This window comes from Streptomyces sp. HUAS CB01 (assembly GCF_030406905.1).
Classification (GTDB): domain Bacteria; phylum Actinomycetota; class Actinomycetes; order Streptomycetales; family Streptomycetaceae; genus Streptomyces; species Streptomyces chengbuensis.
Genome location: NZ_CP129137.1, coordinates 3846065 through 3862332, shown reverse-complemented (window position 1 = coordinate 3862332; position 16268 = coordinate 3846065). Strand labels below are relative to the sequence as shown.

The window sequence follows — 16268 nt, the reverse complement described above, 5'->3', positions numbered from 1 at the left end:
CCGCGTCCGCGCGGGTGGGCTGGAGGCGTCGCCTAGTCCGGTCTATGGCGCCGCACTGCTAATGCGGTTTGGGTCTTAAAGCCCATCGAGGGTTCAAATCCCTCCGCCTCCGCACCCTCACCGAAGCCCCGGCCCGACGGCCGGGGCTTCGGCCGTTCCCGGTGCGCGTCCGGCCGTTCCGCCGGCCGCCTCCGGCCGTGGCGGCTGCCCGCGGTGACGCCTGCTCCTCGCCGGTGCCGCACCCGGCGGGCGCCGCGGCCCTCTCCCGGCGCCCGGGGGTCCGTCTCCGGCGCTCCGCGCGCTTCCGCACCGCCGGGGGCCGCGGCCCCAGCGATGGGCGCCCGTACGGCCGTCCGGGCATTTATGCAGGTCAGATGGGGTGCGGCTAATGGATTTCGCCTGGCGGCGCAGGTCATGTAATGTTGTTCCCGCAACGCCGACCGGGCCGAAAAGCCCGGGCAGACAAGCACTCGTAGCTTAACGGATAGAGCATCTGACTACGGATCAGAAGGTTGCAGGTTCGAATCCTGCCGAGTGCACACAGACCAAAGCCCCCTCGGGATCATCCCGGAGGGGGCTTTGTCGTGCGGTACGGCAGCGAATACAGCAACCGCGCCCGTTCCGGGCTCAGTCGTTGCAGCCGGGGCCACGGCTCGGGTCGACGCAGCTGTTGACTCCGGATCCGCCGTTGTTGCGGTTCGTGCCCGATCCGCCGTCCAGGGCGTCGTCGTCGGCCTCCCCGAAGAGCTGGTCGTTGCCCGCGTCCCCGTAGAGCTCGTCGTTGTCCCTTCCGCCGCGGAGCTCGTCGTTGCCCCTTCCGCCGAACAGGGCGTCGTTGCCCAGGAACCCGGAGAGCCGGTCGTTGCCCGAGCCGCCGGAAAGCTCGTCGTTGCCTGTTTCGCCGCGGAGCTCGTCGTTGCCCGAGTCACCGTGGAGTTCGTCGTTCTCCCAGCCGCCGAAGAGCTGGTCGTCGCCCTTGCCGCCGAAGAGCTGGTCGTTGTCCCTGTCACCGTTGAGGGTGTCGTTGCCCGGGCCCCCGCAGATGAGGTCGTTCCCCCCGAACGCGTGGACCGTGTCATTGCCTCCGAGTGCGAAGATCACGTCGTTGCCGGGGGTCCCGAAGATGACGTCGTTCCGCTCGGTGCCCACTTTGGTGGGTCTGGCGTCCTCACAGGTCGAGCCGCCCGACGTCCTCGACACCTGGGACGTGGTCGAGGCGGTCGACTCCATCCCTCGCCGCGATGGTCCGGGTGCGGCGGACGTGGTGGAGGCGGAGAAGACGAGCAGTCCTCCGATGACGAGGACGGCGAGTGCGGTCAGCGACCGGGTACCGGCGCGGCGTCGGCCGGAGCACCCGGCAGGAGCCGTCTTCGGCCGGTCGTCCTCAAACGGGCGGAACTCGAACATGGCTCGGCTGTCTCCTGGGCGAGGGACGCGGCTGTCTCCCCCAGAAAGTCACACTCCCGTCCGGCCCGCTCCCGCGGGCCCGGGGACCCGCACCCGCTGTCGGGGTCCTTCCGCAGGTCACGGTGGTGTGCCGGCTCGCCGGAAGCACTCCTTCGGCCGCCACCCGCACGGACGCGGTGGGTCGGCGGTGCCCGCCGGGGGAAGCCGACCATGCCCGGGCCGGCACCCGACCCCGTCCGGTAGCGTCCTCGTGGGGCCCTCGAAGCGACCGGTACGGACGTCGACGACCGACCGGGCCGGAGCTGCGGATCAGAAGGTTGCGGGTTCGAATCCTGCCGAGTGCACAGAGCCGAGAGGCCCCCGGGGAGATCCGGGGGCCTCATGCGCGGGACCTGCTGGAGGAGTGCGGGCATGGGCGGCGAGCGGTGGCGGTGCCGGGGCTGAGCTGGGGGCGGGGTGCTCCTGAGCTGAGGTGGGCGCGCGGTACGCAGACGCGGCCGAGCCCGCTCGCTGCCGGACAGGAGATCGCCTTCCGGGCGGTCGGGGTGAGGCACTGTGCCGGGGCGCGGGGGCATGTCTGCCCGCTCGGGGCCGTGGTGCCCGGCAGGAGCACCGGCGGGCAGTGCCCGGAGTGCGCGCGACTGGACCGGGCGCACTCCGTGGCGGCCGACACCGTGGCCGACGACCCGCGGACGTTCCGGGTGTATCTGGCCTGGTTCGGGCCCGGGATGGTGAAGGTCGGGATCACCGCCGAGGAGCGGGGCACGGCGCGTCTGCTGGAGCAGGGCGCGGTGGTGTTCTGCTGGCTGGGCCGCGGACCGCTGATGGCCGCGCGCCGCACGGAGGAACTGCTGCGTGCCGCGCTCGGCGTGCCGGACCGGGTCCCCTACGCGCGGAAGCGGGCGGTGCGACCGGTGCTTCCGGCCGGTGCGGACGAGCGGGCCGCCGAGGTCGTGGAGCTGTACGCGCGGGCCGTGGCGCTCCCGGGGTGGCCCGAGGCGCTGGAGCGGACCGGGTTCGAGGTGGTGGACCACGCACGGGTGTTCGGGCTGGAGCGCACGGTGCGGCCCGGCGCGGCGGCCGGGGGCCCGGCGGTCCTGCGGGTGGTGCGGGAGCTGGTGGACGGCGGAGGCGTGGCCGGGCGGCTCGTCGCCGCCGCGGGCCCCGATCTGCATCTGGGCACCGACGACGGCCGGGTGACGGTCCTCGACACCCGCTTGATGTCGGGCTGGGAGCTCGTCGCGGCCGATCCCCGCTCCGTGCCGGCCGTGCCGGTGGACGAGCTGCCGACGGGCGTCCAGGACGGGCTCTTCTGACCGGTCGGGTCCCGGTCGGGTCCCGGTCCGGGACGGGTCCGACGGGATCCGGCCGGGGTCGACGGGGCCGGTCCGGCCCGGCCACCGGCAGGTCCTGCCCCGGTGCGCGGGCCCGGTGCGGTCGCCGCTGCCGGACCAGGCCCCGGTACGCGGACATCCGCCCGGCACCGCCCGCGACCGGAGCCGGGCCTGGACAGCCCGTCGGCGTACGTCGGAGGGTGGGGTCATGAGCGATCACCCCGTGCCGGAACCGAACCTCCCCACCTCCCCGTGCTGTTCGCCGGAGACGGCGGGAGCGGCCCGCGAAGCGGTGGCGGGGCCCGGCGGTAGCCCGGCCGCGGACGGGACCGAGGCCCTGGCGGTACGGGCGTTCTGGACGAGGCTGGGGCTGCCCGGACTCATCGACGTGCACACCCACTTCATGCCCGAGCGGGTCCTGGACAAGGTGTGGGCGTACTTCGACTCCGCCGGGCCGCTGACGGGCGTGGCGTGGCCCATCACCTACCGCGAGGAGGAGGGCCGACGGCTCGCGCTGCTGCGGGAGTTCGGGGTGAAGAAATTCACCTCCATGCTGTACCCCCACAAACCGGGCATGGCGGAGTGGCTCAACGGATGGGCCGCGGACTTCGCCGCCCGGACGCCCGACTGTCTGCGCACGGCGACGCTGTACCCCGAGGAGGGTGTCGAGCGCTATGTCCGCGCGGCAGTCGAGAGCGGGGCCCGGGTGTTCAAGTCGCACGTCCAGGTCGGGGCGTACGACCCCGGCGACACCCTCCTCGACCCGGTGTGGGGGCTGCTCGCCGAGGCGGGCGTGCCGGTGGTGATGCACTGCGGGTCCGGGCCGGCGCCCGGCAAGCACACGGGGCCCGAGCCGGTGGGGCGTCTCCTCGCGCGCCATCCCCGACTGCCGCTGATCGTCGCCCACATGGGGATGCCGGAGTACACGGACTTCCTGGACCTCGCCGAGCGCCACGAGGAGGTGCGCCTGGACACGACGATGGCGTTCACCGACTTCAGCGAGCGTCTCAGCCCGTTTCCCGCGGCCGAGCGGGCACGGCTGGCGGACCTGGGGGACCGCGTGCTGCTCGGGACGGACTTCCCCAACATCCCGTACCCCTATCTGCACCAGCTCCGGGCGCTGGAGCGGCTGGACCTCGGCGACGACTGGCTGCGCGCCGTCTGCCACGGGAACGCGGCCGCGCTGTTCCGCGTCGAGCCGTGATGCCCTACCCCCTGCCCCTACCCGGTCCGCCGCCACCGCCTCCGGCCGGCGGGTCGCGTGAACCGGTGAGGCCCGCCGGCCCGTGACCCCGTGCTCCGGAGGCGGCCCGGACGGTTCTCAGGGAATTCACAGGGAAGGGCAAGGCCCCTCTCAGCGCTGCCTCGCAGAGTGGGCGGTATGACGACGACCACCGCCCGGGGACGGACCGGACTGCGCAGGACCGACGGCGGCCCCGTACGGGTGCTCGTCGTGGACGACGAGTCCTCCCTCACCGAGCTGCTCTCGATGGCCCTGCGCTACGAGGGGTGGGAGGTGCGCAGCGCGGGCGACGGAGCGGGTGCCGTACGCGCGGCGCGCGATTTCCGGCCCGACGCGGTGATCCTCGACGTGATGCTGCCCGACATGGACGGGCTGACCGTCCTCGGCAGGCTGCGGCGCGAACTCCCGGACGTGCCGGTGCTGTTCCTGACGGCCAGGGACGCCGTCGAGGACCGGATCGCCGGTCTGACGGCGGGCGGTGACGACTACGTGACCAAGCCGTTCAGCCTGGAGGAGGTCGTGGCGCGACTGCGCGGGCTGATCCGGCGCTCGGGCACCGCGGCGGCCGCGCGCGACGGGTCCCTGCTCGTCGTCGGCGACCTGAAGCTCGACGAGGACAGTCACGAGGTCACCCGGGCCGGCACGTCGATCCACCTCACGGCGACCGAGTTCGAGCTGCTGCGCTATCTGATGCGCAACCCCCGGCGGGTGCTCAGCAAGGCGCAGATCCTGGACCGGGTCTGGTCGTACGACTTCGGCGGCCAGGCCAATGTGGTCGAGCTCTACATCTCCTATCTCCGGCGCAAGATCGACGCGGGGCGCACCCCGATGATCCACACCCGGCGCGGGGCGGGATACCTGATCAAGCCCGGTGACTAGGTGAGCGGCGGCACGGGCGGCGGATGGTCGCTGCGGACACGGCTCGTGGTGTCCGCCGTGGTGCTCATCGCGGTGGTCGCGGCGGTCATCGGCACCGTGACGACGCTCGCGCTGCGCACCTACCTCTACGGGCAGAAGGACGAGCAACTGCACGGTGTCGCGCTGCGGGCGGCCGGTCCCCCTCCGGGCGCACCGGCCGCCGGGCCGCGGCCCCCGGAGCCGCTGCGCTTCGTCACCGGCGGCGGCGCGCCGCTCGGGACGGTCGGCGTCCAGGTCACCCCGGACGGTGGCCTCGGCGACGGCCTCGTCTCCACCCAGCAGGACTCGGACGAACTGGGTCCGTGGATAACGGACCGGGCCCTGACCGGTGCGGAGAAGGCCGAACTCGCGGCCGTGCCGCGCGACGGACAGCCGCACACCGTGGAGCTGCCGGGACTCGGCGGCTACCGCGTCGAGTACCGGGCGGGCGGCAACGGCGCGTTCCTCGTCGGTGTCCCCCTCACCGAGGTCCACAGCACCCTGGGCACCCTCGTGGTCGTCGAGGTCTGCGTGACCGCCGCCGGACTGGCTGCCGCCGGACTGGCGGGCGGCACTCTCGTCGGGGTCGCGCTGCGGCCGCTGCGGAGGGTCGCGGCGACCGCCACCCGTGTCTCCCAACTGCCCCTGCACAGCGGTGAGGTGGCCCTGCACGAGCGGGTGCCCGAGGCGGAGGCCGACCCCGCGACCGAGGTCGGCCGGGTGGGCGCCGCGCTCAACCGGATGCTCGACCACGTCCACTCCGCCCTGCACGCGCGGCAGGAGAGCGAGACGAGGGTGCGGCAGTTCGTGGCGGACGCCGGCCATGAGCTGCGCACCCCGCTGGCGTCCATCCGCGGCTACGCCGAGCTGACCCGGCGCGGCCGGGAGCGGCCCGGTCCCGACACCCGGCACGCGCTCGCCCGGATCGAGTCGGAGGCCACCCGGATGACGGGGCTGGTGGAGGATCTGCTCCTGCTGGCACGGCTCGACGCCGGACGGCCGCTGGCGTACCGCGGCACCGATGTGTCCCCGCTGGTCGTCGACGCGGTGAGCGATGCCCGGGCCGCGGGACCCGAGCACGTCTGGCGCCTGGACCTGCCGGAGGACCCGGCCGTGGTGCGGGCCGATCCGGAGCGGTTGCAGCAGGTGCTGGTCAATCTGCTGGCCAACGCCCGTACGCACACCCCGCCGGGCACCACCGTGACCGCGGCCGTGCGGCCGCTGGAGTGCGGGACGGCGGTCGCGCTGGAGATCCGCGACGACGGCCCCGGCATTCCGCCCGCCCTGCTTCCGCATGTGTTCGAGCGCTTCGCGCGCGGCGACGCCTCACGCTCCCGGCACGCCGGCAGCACCGGCCTCGGGCTGGCGATCGTGCACGCCGTGGTCACCGCGCACGGCGGGACGGTGCACGTGCGGAGCGTGCCGGGCCGCACGGTCTTCGCCGTGCGGCTCCCGCTCGCCCATGAGCCCGTGGACTCACAGACGGCGCACAGCCTCGGCACACGAGGGTGACAGCCGACCCGTCGAGAGTCGGACCATGCGAACCGACACCCCGGCGGACACCACCGCCACGGGCACCCTGCCGGCACGGGAACATCTGCCCGTGGTCCCGGCTGGCACGCCCGTGCTCGACGTGGTCATCCCCGTCTTCAACGAGGAGAAGGACCTGGAGCCGTGCGTGCGCCGGCTCCACGCCCATCTCGCCCGCACCTTCCCGTACGGCTTCCGGATCACCGTCGCGGACAACGCGAGCACCGACCGGACGCCCCGGGTGGCGGCGGCACTCGCGGCCTCGGTGCCGGGGGTCCGGGTCCGCCGGCTGGAGCAGAAGGGCCGCGGCCGTGCGCTGCGGGCCGTGTGGGCGGCGTCCGACGCGCCCGTGCTGGCGTACATGGACGTCGATCTGTCCACCGACCTCAACGCGCTGCTGCCCCTGGTCGCCCCGCTGATCTCGGGGCACTCGGACCTGGCGATCGGCTCCCGGCTCACCCGGTCGTCGCGGGTGGTGCGCGGGGCGAAGCGGGAGTTCCTCTCCCGTACGTACAACCTGATCCTGCGCGGCTCGCTCGCCGCGCGCTTCTCCGACGCGCAGTGCGGGTTCAAGGCGATACGGCGTGACGTGGCCGAGCTCCTGCTGCCGATGGTCGAGGACACCGGCTGGTTCTTCGACACCGAGCTGCTGGTGCTTGCCGAGCGGGCGGGGCTGCGGATCCACGAGGTGCCCGTGGACTGGGTCGACGACCCGGAATCCACCGTGCGCATCGTGCGCACGGCCGTCGACGACCTGAAGGGCGTGCTGCGGGTCGGGCGGGCGCTGGCGGTCGGGACGCTGCCGCTGGACCGGCTCGCTCGGCCGTTCGGCGACGACCCGAGGGACCGCCGGATCGGCGGCGTCCCCGGCGGACTGGCCCGGCAGCTGGTCGGCTTCTGCGCCGTCGGCGTGCTCTCGACGCTCTGCTACCTGCTCCTGTACTCCGTGTTCCGGGCCGGTGCGGGGCCGCAGACCGCGAACGCCGCCGCGCTGCTGCTCTCGGCCGTCGCCAACACGGCCGCGAACCGGAGGCTGACCTTCGGGGTGCGCGGGCGGGAGCGCGCGGTGCTGCACCAGGCGCAGGGGCTGGTGGTCCTCGGTATCGGCCTCGCCCTCACCAGCGGTTCCCTCGCCGCGCTGGACGCGGCCGCGGGCAGCCCCTCCCACGGCACCGAGCTGGCCGTGCTGGTCGTGGCGAACCTTGCCGCCACCGTGCTGCGCTTCCTGCTCTTCCGCGCCTGGGTCTTTCCCGACCGCCGCGACCTCCCGCGCCCCGCGGACGGGGTGGCACCGCACGTCCGTACGACCGGCACGACCACGGGGGTCCGACGATGACGACCGCACCGCACGATCTCCACACGTCCGCCGGGAGCCCGGAGCCCGGACCGCCGGGACCGCCGTCGCGGCCCGGCGGGGCCGCCCGGCTGTGGCGTGGCCGGGCCGAGGACCCGGTCTGGGCGCGACCCGCCCTGATCGCCCTGCTGGCGCTGACGGGAGCGCTGTACCTGTACGACCTGAGCGCCTCCGGATGGGCCAACTCCTTCTACTCCGCCGCCGTGCAGGCGGGCGGTGAGAGCTGGAAGGCGTTCCTCTTCGGTTCGTCCGACGCCGCGAGCTCGATCACCGTCGACAAACCGCCCGCCGCGCTCTGGCCGATGGCGTTGTCGGTACGGCTGTTCGGGCTCGGGTCCTGGCAGATCCTGGTGCCCGAGGTACTGATGGGCGTGGCGGCGGTGGCCGTCGTGCACGCGGCGGTCCGCAGGCGCTTCAGCGCGGCGGCGGGGCTGATCGCGGGTGCCGTGCTGGCGCTGACTCCGGTCGCCGCGCTGATGTTCCGCTTCAACAACCCGGACGCGCTGCTGGCGCTGCTGATGACGGTGGCCGTGTACTGCGTGCTGCGCGCGCTGGAAGCGGCCCGCACCGGCTGGCTGGTGTGGGCGGGCGTCGCGGTCGGGTTCGCGTTCCTCACCAAAACCCTGCAGGCGTTCCTCGTGCTGCCGCCGCTCGCGCTCGTGTACGCGGTGTGCGCGCCGGCGCCCGTGCGGCGGAGGTTCGGCCAACTCGCCCTCGCGGGACTGGCGCTGATCGTGTCCGGCGGCTGGTGGGTGGCGATCGTCGAGCTGTGGCCGGCGTCCTCGCGCCCGTACATCGGCGGCTCCCGGAACAACAGCTTTCTCGAGCTCACCTTCGGCTACAACGGCCTCGGTCGCATCAGCGGCAACGAGACGGGGAGCGTGGGAGGCGAGGGGGGCGGCGGCCGGCAGGGCGGCGGCTGGGGGGAGACCGGCATCGGGCGGATGTTCGGCGAGAGCGTCGGAGGCCAGATCTCCTGGCTGCTGCCCGCCGCACTGGTCCTGCTCGTCGCGGGCCTCGTCGTGACCCGGCGGAGCGGCCGGACCGACACCGCGCGCGCGGCCTTCCTCGTCTGGGGCGGGGCGCTGCTGACGACGCTCCTGGTCTTCAGCTTCATGGCCGGCATCTTCCACGAGTACTACACCGTGGCGCTCGCCCCGTACCTCGCGGCGCTGATCGGCATGGGCACGACCGTGCTCTGGGAGGAGCGCGCGCACCCCGCGGCCCGTGCGGCGCTCGCCGGAGCGGTGGCGTTGACGGCGCTCTGGGCCCACGTCCTGCTCGGCCGAACCGCGGACTTCGCGCCGTGGCTGCGTCCGGCGGTGCCGGTGGCCGGGCTCGTGGCCGCGGCGGGACTGCTGTGCGCCGGGCGGCTCGGGCGCGGGCTCGCGCTGGGGGCGGCGGGCCTCGGTCTCGCGGCGTCGCTGGCCGGGCCCGTGGCGTACACGCTGTCCACGCTGGGGAGCGCGCACCGGGGTTCGATCGTGACGGCGGGACCGGAGTCCCCGCGCGGCGGGCCAGGAGGCCGGGGCGACGGCGGTCCCGCGATGACCCCGCCGGGCGCGGGGGCCGGCCGGGGTCCGGGGCAGGGTCCGGGACAAGGCGGGGCCGGCCGGGGGCCGGGCGTGCCGCCCGGCACCGGTCAGGGCGCGGGGCTCTCGCCCGGCACGGGTCAGGGCCAGGGCCACGGCGGCCGGGCGTGGGGCGAAAGGCCGGGCGGGGCCGGCCGGGCGGGCGGTCTGCTCGACGGGCCGGACGTCGGTTCCGCCGTCGCGGCCAGGCTGACGGAGAACGCCTCCGACCACACCTGGGTGGCCGCCGCGATCGGCTCCCAGAACGCGGCCGCGTACCAACTGGCCACCGGGAAGCCCGTCATGGCGATCGGCGGGTTCAACGGCAGCGATCCGTCGCCGACGCTCGCCCGGTTCCAGCAGTACGTCGCCGAGGGGCGGATCCACTGGTTCATCGACGGCGGCGCGGGCGGCGGCGGCCGGCCGGGTGGGCCCGGTGGCGGGGGCAGCGCCGAGATCCGGGCGTGGGTCCGGGCGAACTTCACCCAGGTCACCGTGGGGGGCACCACGCTCTACGACCTCACCTCGGCGCATTGACGCTGTACGGCGTAAGGGAAACCCTTGTACGGTGTACGGGAATCCGTTCCGTACACCGTACAAGGAGTCGTGTGACCGCCCCGACCACGGAATCGCAAGCACCCACCGCCCCGGGCGGACACCCGCAGCGCTGGCTGATCCTGGGCGTCATCTGTCTCGCCCAGCTGACCGTGCTGCTCGACAACACCGTCCTCGGCGTCGCGATCCCCTCCCTCACCAGGGAGCTCGACGCCTCCACCGCCGACATCCAGTGGATGATCAACGCCTACTCCCTGGTCCAGTCGGGCCTGCTGCTCACCGCGGGCAACGCCGCGGACCGCTACGGCCGCAGGCTGATGCTGGTCTCCGGGCTGGTGGTCTTCGGTGTCGGCTCGCTGGCGGCCGGGCTCGCCCAGACCTCGGGTCAGCTGATCGCCGCCCGGGCGGGCATGGGCATCGGCGGCGCCCTGCTGATGACCACCACCCTCGCCGTCGTGGTGCAGATCTTCGACGACGGCGAGCGGGTGAGGGCCATCGCCCTCTGGTCCACGGTCAGTTCGCTCGGCTTCGCCGCGGGGCCGCTGATCGGCGGGGTGATGCTCGACCACTTCTGGTGGGGTGCGATCTTCCTCGTCAACATCCCGGTCGCGGTGATCGGCCTGGTCGCGGTGGTCGCCCTCGTCCCGGAGTCCAGGCACAAGGCCGGCGCCCGGCCCGACCTGCTCGGTGCGCTCCTGTCGACGGTCGGTATGACGGCGCTCGTCTACGCCGTCATCACCGGCCCCGAACACGGCTGGACCTCCGCGCAGGTGGTGGTCCCGTCCCTGGCCGGGGCGGTCGTCCTCGGTGCGTTCGCCCTCTGGGAGCTGCACACCGAACACCCCATGCTCGACATGCACTTCTTCCGGAACCGGAGGTTCGTGGGTGCGGTCGCCGGTGCGGTCCTCGTCGCGTTCGGCATGACCGGCTCGCTGTTCCTGCTCACCCAGCACCTGCAGTTCGTGCTCGGCCACGGGCCCCTGGAGGCCGGACTGCGGACGGCCCCGCTCGCCCTGACCGTCGTCGTGCTGAACCTCACCGGTCTCGGCGCGCGGCTGCTGTCCAGGATCGGCACACCCGCCACCATCGCCCTCGGCATGGGGCTGGTGGCGGCCGGGCTCGCGGCGATCGCCGTGCTCGGAGGCCGGCACGGGTACGGCGGGACGCTCCTCGGCCTGGTCGTGATGGGCGCCGGGGTGGCGCTGTCCATGCCCGCCATGGCCAACGCGGTGATGAGCGCGATCCCGGCGGAGAAGGCGGGCGTGGGCGCGGGCATCAACGGCACCCTGGCGGAGTTCGGCAACGGACTCGGCGTCGCCGTCCTCGGTGCCGTCCTCAACTCCCGTTTCGCCTCCCTTGTCGCCGTCCCGGCGGCCTCCCTCCCGGCGGCGCTGGCCGCCGCCGAGGGCCCCGCCGACCGGGCGCGCATCGAGGACGCCTTCGCCTCGAGCCTGCAGACCGGTCAGCTCGTCGGAGCGGTGGCGGTGCTGGCGGGCGGCCTGGTCGCCGCGCTGCTGCTGCGCCGGGCCGAGGGGGCGGCCCCGGACGGGAAGCGAGGGAGGACCGAGTCCGCCGGGCCCGCGGCATAGCATCTGAACCGGGCGACCGCCCGGCAGGAACGAGGAGGGTGCGCCATGGTGTCGTCAGCCGACCGCGCGAAGCGACCGGCGCGGACGAGTGTGTGGCTGGAGTCCAAGGCGCCGCCGAGGGGACGCAGGGCCGAACAGCCCACCGGGCTCGACCGGGACAGGATCACCGCGGTGACGGTGCGGATGCTCGACGCCGAGGGGCTGGCCGGGTTCTCGATGCGCCGGCTGGCCGCGGAGATGGGCGTCACCGCGATGTCCGTGTACTGGTACGTCGACACGAAGGACGATCTGCTGGAGCTCGCCCTCGACGCGGTCTTCGGCGAGTTCCCGGTGCCGGACCGGGCGGAGGAGGGGGCGGACTGGCGCGACCGGTTGCGCGAACTCGCCGTCGGCTACCGGAGGCTGCTGGTCGCCCACCCCTGGGTGCCCTCGCTGATCGGCAGGTACCTCAACATCGGCCCGAACGCGCTGGCCTTCGCGAGCACCGTGCAGAGGGTCATCCGCAGCACCGGTCTGCCGCTGAGCCGGCAGTCGGCCGGCACGTCCGCCGTCTTCCAGTTCGTCTACGGCGTGGGGACGATCGAGGGCAACTTCAGGAAGCGCTGCGCCGACGCCGGGATGACCCTCGACGACTACTACGCCGAAGCGATGGGTGCGACCCGGCAGGTGCCGGAGCTCACCGAGTTGTTCGAGGAAGCCGAGAAGGTGATGGCGGCCCGCGGCGGGGACACGGTGGAGGACATGCTGGAGCGGGACTTCGACTACGCCCTGGAGCTGGTCGTCGCGGGCATCGAGACGATGGTGGAGCGCACCCGGGACACCGGCGAGGCCGGGCCCCGTTGAGGGCCGGCCCCATGCCCTTCCGCGCCGGCCGCCGGACGTCCCGACCGCGGCCGCACCGGTACCACCGCCGTGCCGCACGGCCGCGGACGTGCCTCATGCCTCCGGTGCGGACCGTGCCGGGAAGCCGCCCGTGGCCACCGGCCCCCACCGGTCCGGGGTGACGCGGATGAGGGACTTGCCCTGCTCGACCATCGCCTCGCGGTACTCGTCCCAGTCGGGGTGCTCACCGCTGATGTTGCGGAAGTACTCCACCAGCGGCTCCACCGACGCGGGTGCGTCGATGACCTCCGCCGTGCCGTCGACCTGCACCCACGGGCCGTTCCAGTCGTCGCTCAGGACGATGACCGTGACCCGGTCGTCGCGCTTGGCGTTGCGCGTCTTCGCTCGCTCGGGGTACGTCGAGACGACGATCCGGCCCGCGTCGTCGACGCCGCACGTCACGGGGGAGCCCTGCGGGGAGCCGTCGGAGCGGCGGGTCAGCAGGACCGCGCGGTGGCGGGGCCGCACGAACTCCAGCAACCGGTCCAGGTCCACGGGGGTGTTGCTCGCGATGTTCGCTGCCATGACCGCACCCTAGGTGTTCCGTCCCGGGATCGGGGCCTGCGCCGGGCCCGCGTCCCGTACCGCCTGGATGTCGAGATTCACCTTCAGCGTCGTCCCGACGGCGGTCATCCCCGCCCGGACGACCTGGTTGCAGGTCATCGCGACGTCCTCGCGGCGCAGTTCGGCGGTGGCGCGGAAGGCGGCACGGCCCCGCCCCACGGGTCGGGGCCCGTACCGATGTACTCCAGAGCGAGGTCCACCTCGCGCTCCACGCCGTGCAGCGACAGCACCCCGTGCACCGTCCAGCGGTCCCGGCCGGGCGCCCGGGACAGCCCGTGGCTGCGGTACGTGATCTCGGGGAAGCGCTCCACGTCGAGGAAGTCCGGGGACCTCAGGTGCCCGTCCCGCATCGCGTTGCCGGTGTCGACCGACGCCGCGGCGATCACCGCCTCGACCCGGGAGCGGGACACGTCCGGGGCGATCTCGATTCGGCCGGCGAACTCCGTGAACCGCCCGTGGACGCTGGAGATGCCCAGGTGCCGGGCCACCGTGCCGACCGAGGAGCGGGCGGGGTCCACCGACCAGACGCCGGCCGAGGGAGGTTCGCCGCCGCCCTGCCGGGCGAGCACCACCGTGCCGACCTCCGCCCGGCCGCTCGCCGTGACCAGCGCGGTCGAGGCGTGGGGGGGGGGCGTGGCCCGGCGCGGTCACGATCACCGTGTACGGGCCGGCGGGCAGCGCCGTGTCCGTGCGCACACCGCCCTCGGCGTCCGCCTCGGCCCGGAGCACCTGGGTACCGGCCGTGTCCGTCACCGCCACCACCGCGTCCCGGACGGCCCAGCCGTCCTGTGTCCTGATCCGTGCGTGCAGTCCCGTCCCGTTCTCGTCTCCTTGCCGGACGTCCGGACAAGTCGCCGGGGCGGCCGGCCGTCCCCTGCCCGCCGCCCCGGCCCCGGGCGGTGCCTCCGCTGGGAGCGCCGCCCGGGGGTCTGGTCACTCGCCCGCGTGGGCGAGTGCGAGGTCGTGGCCGTCCACGCCGCCGCCGGTCACGGTGAGCGTGCTCGCCACCGGCGGGTAGCCGGTCGCGATGACGGTGTACTCGCCCGGGTCGAGGTCGGCGAAGGCGTACGCGCCGTCGTCGCCGGTGGTCGCGGTCGCGACCACGTTCCCCGCCGCGTCGACGAGCGTCACCCGGGCGTCGGTCAGCGGGCTCCCGCCGTCCCCGGCCCGGACGGTGCCGCGGACCACGGCGCCCGCGTGCAGCGCCACCTCGAGCCGGGTCACACCCTGGCCGCCGATCTCCACGGGCAGGGCCAGCGGCCGGAAGCCGGGGGCGTTGACGGCGACGGTCACCCCGCCCGGCACCAGCTCGGCGAAGGCGAAGCCCCCGTCCGGGCCCGACGTGCCGGTGGCCAGCACGCCGCCGCGCACGTCGGTGACGACCACCATCGCGCCCTCGACCGCCGCACCGCCCTCGGCCGCGACGACGGCGCCGGTCAGCCCGCTGGTCCCGGCGAGGAGGATGTCGTGGGCCAGGGGCTCGTCCCCGACGACCACCGTGGCGGCCTGCGGCTGGAAACCGTCGGCCGAGGCGATCAGGACGTACGAGCCGGAGCCCGGCGCGTCCAGGGCGTACGCGCCGTCCCCCTGCGCCACCGCGCGGCCCAGCTGACGCCCGGCCGGCGAGATCAGTGTGACGGCGGCCCGTCCGACGGGCGCGCCCTCGGAGCCGCGCACCACACCGTGCACGGCGGTCCCTCCGGCGACGGCCGCGGACGCCTCGACGGAGACGGTGTCCGCGGTGACCGCGGTGACCGCGGTGTGCTCGGACGCCGCGTCCGGAGCGGTGGCCGAGGCGCCCTTCAGCGCCACTCCCCTGATGAACAGGGTCACCAGGAACGCCAGCAGCGCGAACGGGGCCGAGTACAGGAACACATCCGCGACACCGTGCCCGTAGGCGCTCTCGACCACGGTGCGGACCGGGGCGGGCAGCGCTGCCAGGTCGGGGATGCCCCCGCCTCCGGTGCCGCCGTGACCCGGTGCCGCCCCGCGCGGACCCAGCTCGGCGAGGCCGTCCTCGACGTAGCGGGTGACGCGGTTGCCGAGCACGGCGCCGAGCGCGGAGACACCGACGGCACCGCCCAGCGACCGGAAGAACGTGACGACCGACGACGCCGCGCCCAGGTCCCGCGGGGCCACCTGGTTCTGGGTGCACAGCACCAGGTTCTGCATCATCATGCCGAGCCCGAGGCCCATGACGGCCATGAAGACGGCGATGCGCCAGTACTCCGTGTCGTAGCGGATCATGCCCAGCAGTCCGAGGCCGCCCGTCACCAGGACACCGCCGGCGACCAGCCACGCCTTCCACTTGCCGGTCTTGGTGATGATCAGTCCGCTGACGGTCGAGGAGACGAACAGACCGGCGATCATCGGGATGGTCATGACGCCGGACATCGTCGGCGACTCGCCCCGGGCCAGCTGGAAGTACTGGCCGAAGAAGACCGTGCCGGCGAACATCGCGACACCGACGAAGAGCGACGCCAGGGAGGCCAGCGTGATGGTCCGGTTGCGGAACAGCCGCAGCGGGATGATCGGCTCGCTCGCCCGGGACTCGACGATCAGGAAGATCACGCCCAGGGCCGCGGCACCGCCGGTCATGGCGTACGTCTGCCAGGACTGCCACGCGTACTTGTCACCCGCGAAGGTGACCCAGACCAGCAGCAGCGAGACCGCGGCGCTGATGAAGAAGGCGCCCGCCCAGTCGACCTCGACCTCCCGCTTCACCACGGGGAGCTTCAGGGTCTTCTGCAGCACGAGCAGCGCGATGAGCGCGAACGGCACGCCGACGTAGAAGCACCAGCGCCAGCCGAGCCACTCGGTGTCGGTGATGACGCCACCGAGCAGCGGGCCGCCGACCGTGGCGACGGCGAACGTCGCGCCGAGGTAGCCGCTGTAGCGGCCGCGCTCCCGCGGGGAGATCATCGCGGCCATGATGACCTGTGCCAGGGCGGTGAGGCCGCCGACACCGACGCCCTGCACCACGCGGCAGGCGATGAGTGTGCCCGTGTTCTGCGCGAGCCCGGCGACCACCGAACCCGCCACGTAGATGATCAAGGCCATCTGGACCAGCAGCTTCTTGCTGAAGAGGTCGGCGAGCTTGCCCCAGAGCGGGGTGGTCGCGGTCATCGCCAGCAGGGCCGCCGTGACCACCCACGTGTAGGCGGACTGGCCGCCGCCCAGGTCGGAGATGATCTCGGGCAGGGCGTTGGAGACGATGGTCGAGGACAGGATGGCGACGAACATGCCGAGCAGCAGCCCGGACAGCGCCTCCATGATCTGCCGGTGCGTCATCGGCGCGCCGCCCTCGGAGGCGGAGGTCCCCCCGTGCCTGGCGTGGCCGCC

The 16268-nt window shown here is 73.8% G+C and carries 10 protein-coding genes, 2 tRNA genes and 2 pseudogenes; 10 read left to right on the top strand and 4 right to left on the bottom strand.

All coding sequences use genetic code 11. The features are described 5' to 3' along the window. Positions 1–21: 21 nt before the first annotated feature. Both QRN89_RS17125 and QRN89_RS17120 read left to right on the top strand, forming a co-directional pair. A tRNA-Ser gene (locus QRN89_RS17125) sits at positions 22–112 on the top strand. Positions 113–466: 354 nt separating this feature from the next. Further along, positions 467–539, top strand: a tRNA-Arg gene (locus QRN89_RS17120). Positions 540–627: 88 nt separating this feature from the next. On the opposite strand, the gene QRN89_RS17115 is transcribed toward QRN89_RS17120, so the two are convergent. Continuing rightward, positions 628–1407 carry a calcium-binding protein gene (locus QRN89_RS17115; RefSeq protein ID WP_290350299.1) on the bottom strand — a complete coding sequence of 260 codons (780 nt, stop codon included), beginning with the start codon at positions 1405–1407 and terminating at the stop codon, positions 628–630. Between the two features lie 411 nt (positions 1408–1818). Between QRN89_RS17115 and QRN89_RS17110 the strand changes: the two are divergent. From QRN89_RS17110 to QRN89_RS17075, 8 genes and pseudogenes are all read left to right on the top strand, one after another. Next, positions 1819–2723, top strand: a pseudogene (locus QRN89_RS17110) (DUF2797 domain-containing protein). A gap of 226 nt (positions 2724–2949) precedes the next feature. Then, positions 2950–3945 carry an amidohydrolase family protein gene (locus tag QRN89_RS17105; RefSeq protein ID WP_290350298.1) on the top strand — a complete coding sequence of 332 codons (996 nt, stop codon included), beginning with the start codon at positions 2950–2952 and terminating at the stop codon, positions 3943–3945. Between the two features lie 177 nt (positions 3946–4122). After that, positions 4123–4863 (top strand): response regulator transcription factor, encoded by a 741-nt coding sequence (locus tag QRN89_RS17100; protein WP_290350297.1) that lies wholly within the window; start codon positions 4123–4125, stop codon positions 4861–4863. Then, the gene (locus tag QRN89_RS17095) at positions 4864–6393 is read left to right on the top strand and encodes a HAMP domain-containing sensor histidine kinase (RefSeq protein ID WP_290350296.1); all 1530 of its coding nucleotides are present in this window, start codon (positions 4864–4866) and stop codon (positions 6391–6393) included. Between the two features lie 25 nt (positions 6394–6418). Continuing rightward, a complete protein-coding gene (locus QRN89_RS17090) occupies positions 6419–7747 on the top strand; it encodes a bifunctional glycosyltransferase family 2/GtrA family protein (RefSeq protein ID WP_290350295.1) in 1329 nt (442 codons plus the stop codon). Continuing rightward, positions 7744–9873: an ArnT family glycosyltransferase gene (locus QRN89_RS17085; RefSeq protein ID WP_290350294.1), complete on the top strand. Its 2130-nt coding sequence runs from the start codon at positions 7744–7746 to the stop codon at positions 9871–9873. Before QRN89_RS17090 ends, QRN89_RS17085 begins: the two co-directional genes overlap by 4 nt. Before the next feature lie 71 nt (positions 9874–9944). Continuing rightward, positions 9945–11480 (top strand): MFS transporter, encoded by a 1536-nt coding sequence (locus QRN89_RS17080; RefSeq protein WP_290350293.1) that lies wholly within the window; start codon positions 9945–9947, stop codon positions 11478–11480. A 45-nt stretch (positions 11481–11525) separates the two neighbouring features. After that, a complete protein-coding gene (locus QRN89_RS17075; RefSeq protein ID WP_290350292.1) occupies positions 11526–12323 on the top strand; it encodes a TetR/AcrR family transcriptional regulator in 798 nt (265 codons plus the stop codon). 93 nt (positions 12324–12416) lie between these two features. Here QRN89_RS17075 and QRN89_RS17070 read toward each other — a convergent pair whose 3' ends face one another. The 3 genes and pseudogenes from QRN89_RS17070 to QRN89_RS17060 form a co-directional block, all read right to left on the bottom strand. Further along, positions 12417–12887, bottom strand: a complete 471-nt coding sequence (locus QRN89_RS17070; RefSeq protein WP_290350291.1) for a PPOX class F420-dependent oxidoreductase — start codon at positions 12885–12887, stop codon at positions 12417–12419. Positions 12888–12896: 9 nt separating this feature from the next. Next, a pseudogene (locus QRN89_RS17065) lies at positions 12897–13736 on the bottom strand (YceI family protein). Between the two features lie 123 nt (positions 13737–13859). Next, positions 13860–16217 (bottom strand): MFS transporter, encoded by a 2358-nt coding sequence (locus QRN89_RS17060; RefSeq protein ID WP_494478359.1) that lies wholly within the window; start codon positions 16215–16217, stop codon positions 13860–13862. Positions 16218–16268: the final 51 nt, after the last annotated feature.

Bases quoted from the DNA above. Each gene is read 5' to 3' on its own strand.
- QRN89_RS17085 (WP_290350294.1), top strand. From the start codon at position 7,744: ATGACGACCGCACCGCACGATCTCCACACGTCCGCCGGGAGCCCGGAG.
- QRN89_RS17115 (WP_290350299.1), bottom strand. From the start codon at position 1,407: ATGTTCGAGTTCCGCCCGTTTGAGGACGACCGGCCGAAGACGGCTCCT.
- QRN89_RS17105 (WP_290350298.1), top strand. From the start codon at position 2,950: ATGAGCGATCACCCCGTGCCGGAACCGAACCTCCCCACCTCCCCGTGC.
- QRN89_RS17090 (WP_290350295.1), top strand. From the start codon at position 6,419: ATGCGAACCGACACCCCGGCGGACACCACCGCCACGGGCACCCTGCCG.
- QRN89_RS17070 (WP_290350291.1), bottom strand. From the start codon at position 12,887: ATGGCAGCGAACATCGCGAGCAACACCCCCGTGGACCTGGACCGGTTG.
- QRN89_RS17100 (WP_290350297.1), top strand. From the start codon at position 4,123: ATGACGACGACCACCGCCCGGGGACGGACCGGACTGCGCAGGACCGAC.
- QRN89_RS17060 (WP_494478359.1), bottom strand. From the start codon at position 16,217: ATGACGCACCGGCAGATCATGGAGGCGCTGTCCGGGCTGCTGCTCGGC.
- QRN89_RS17075 (WP_290350292.1), top strand. From the start codon at position 11,526: ATGGTGTCGTCAGCCGACCGCGCGAAGCGACCGGCGCGGACGAGTGTG.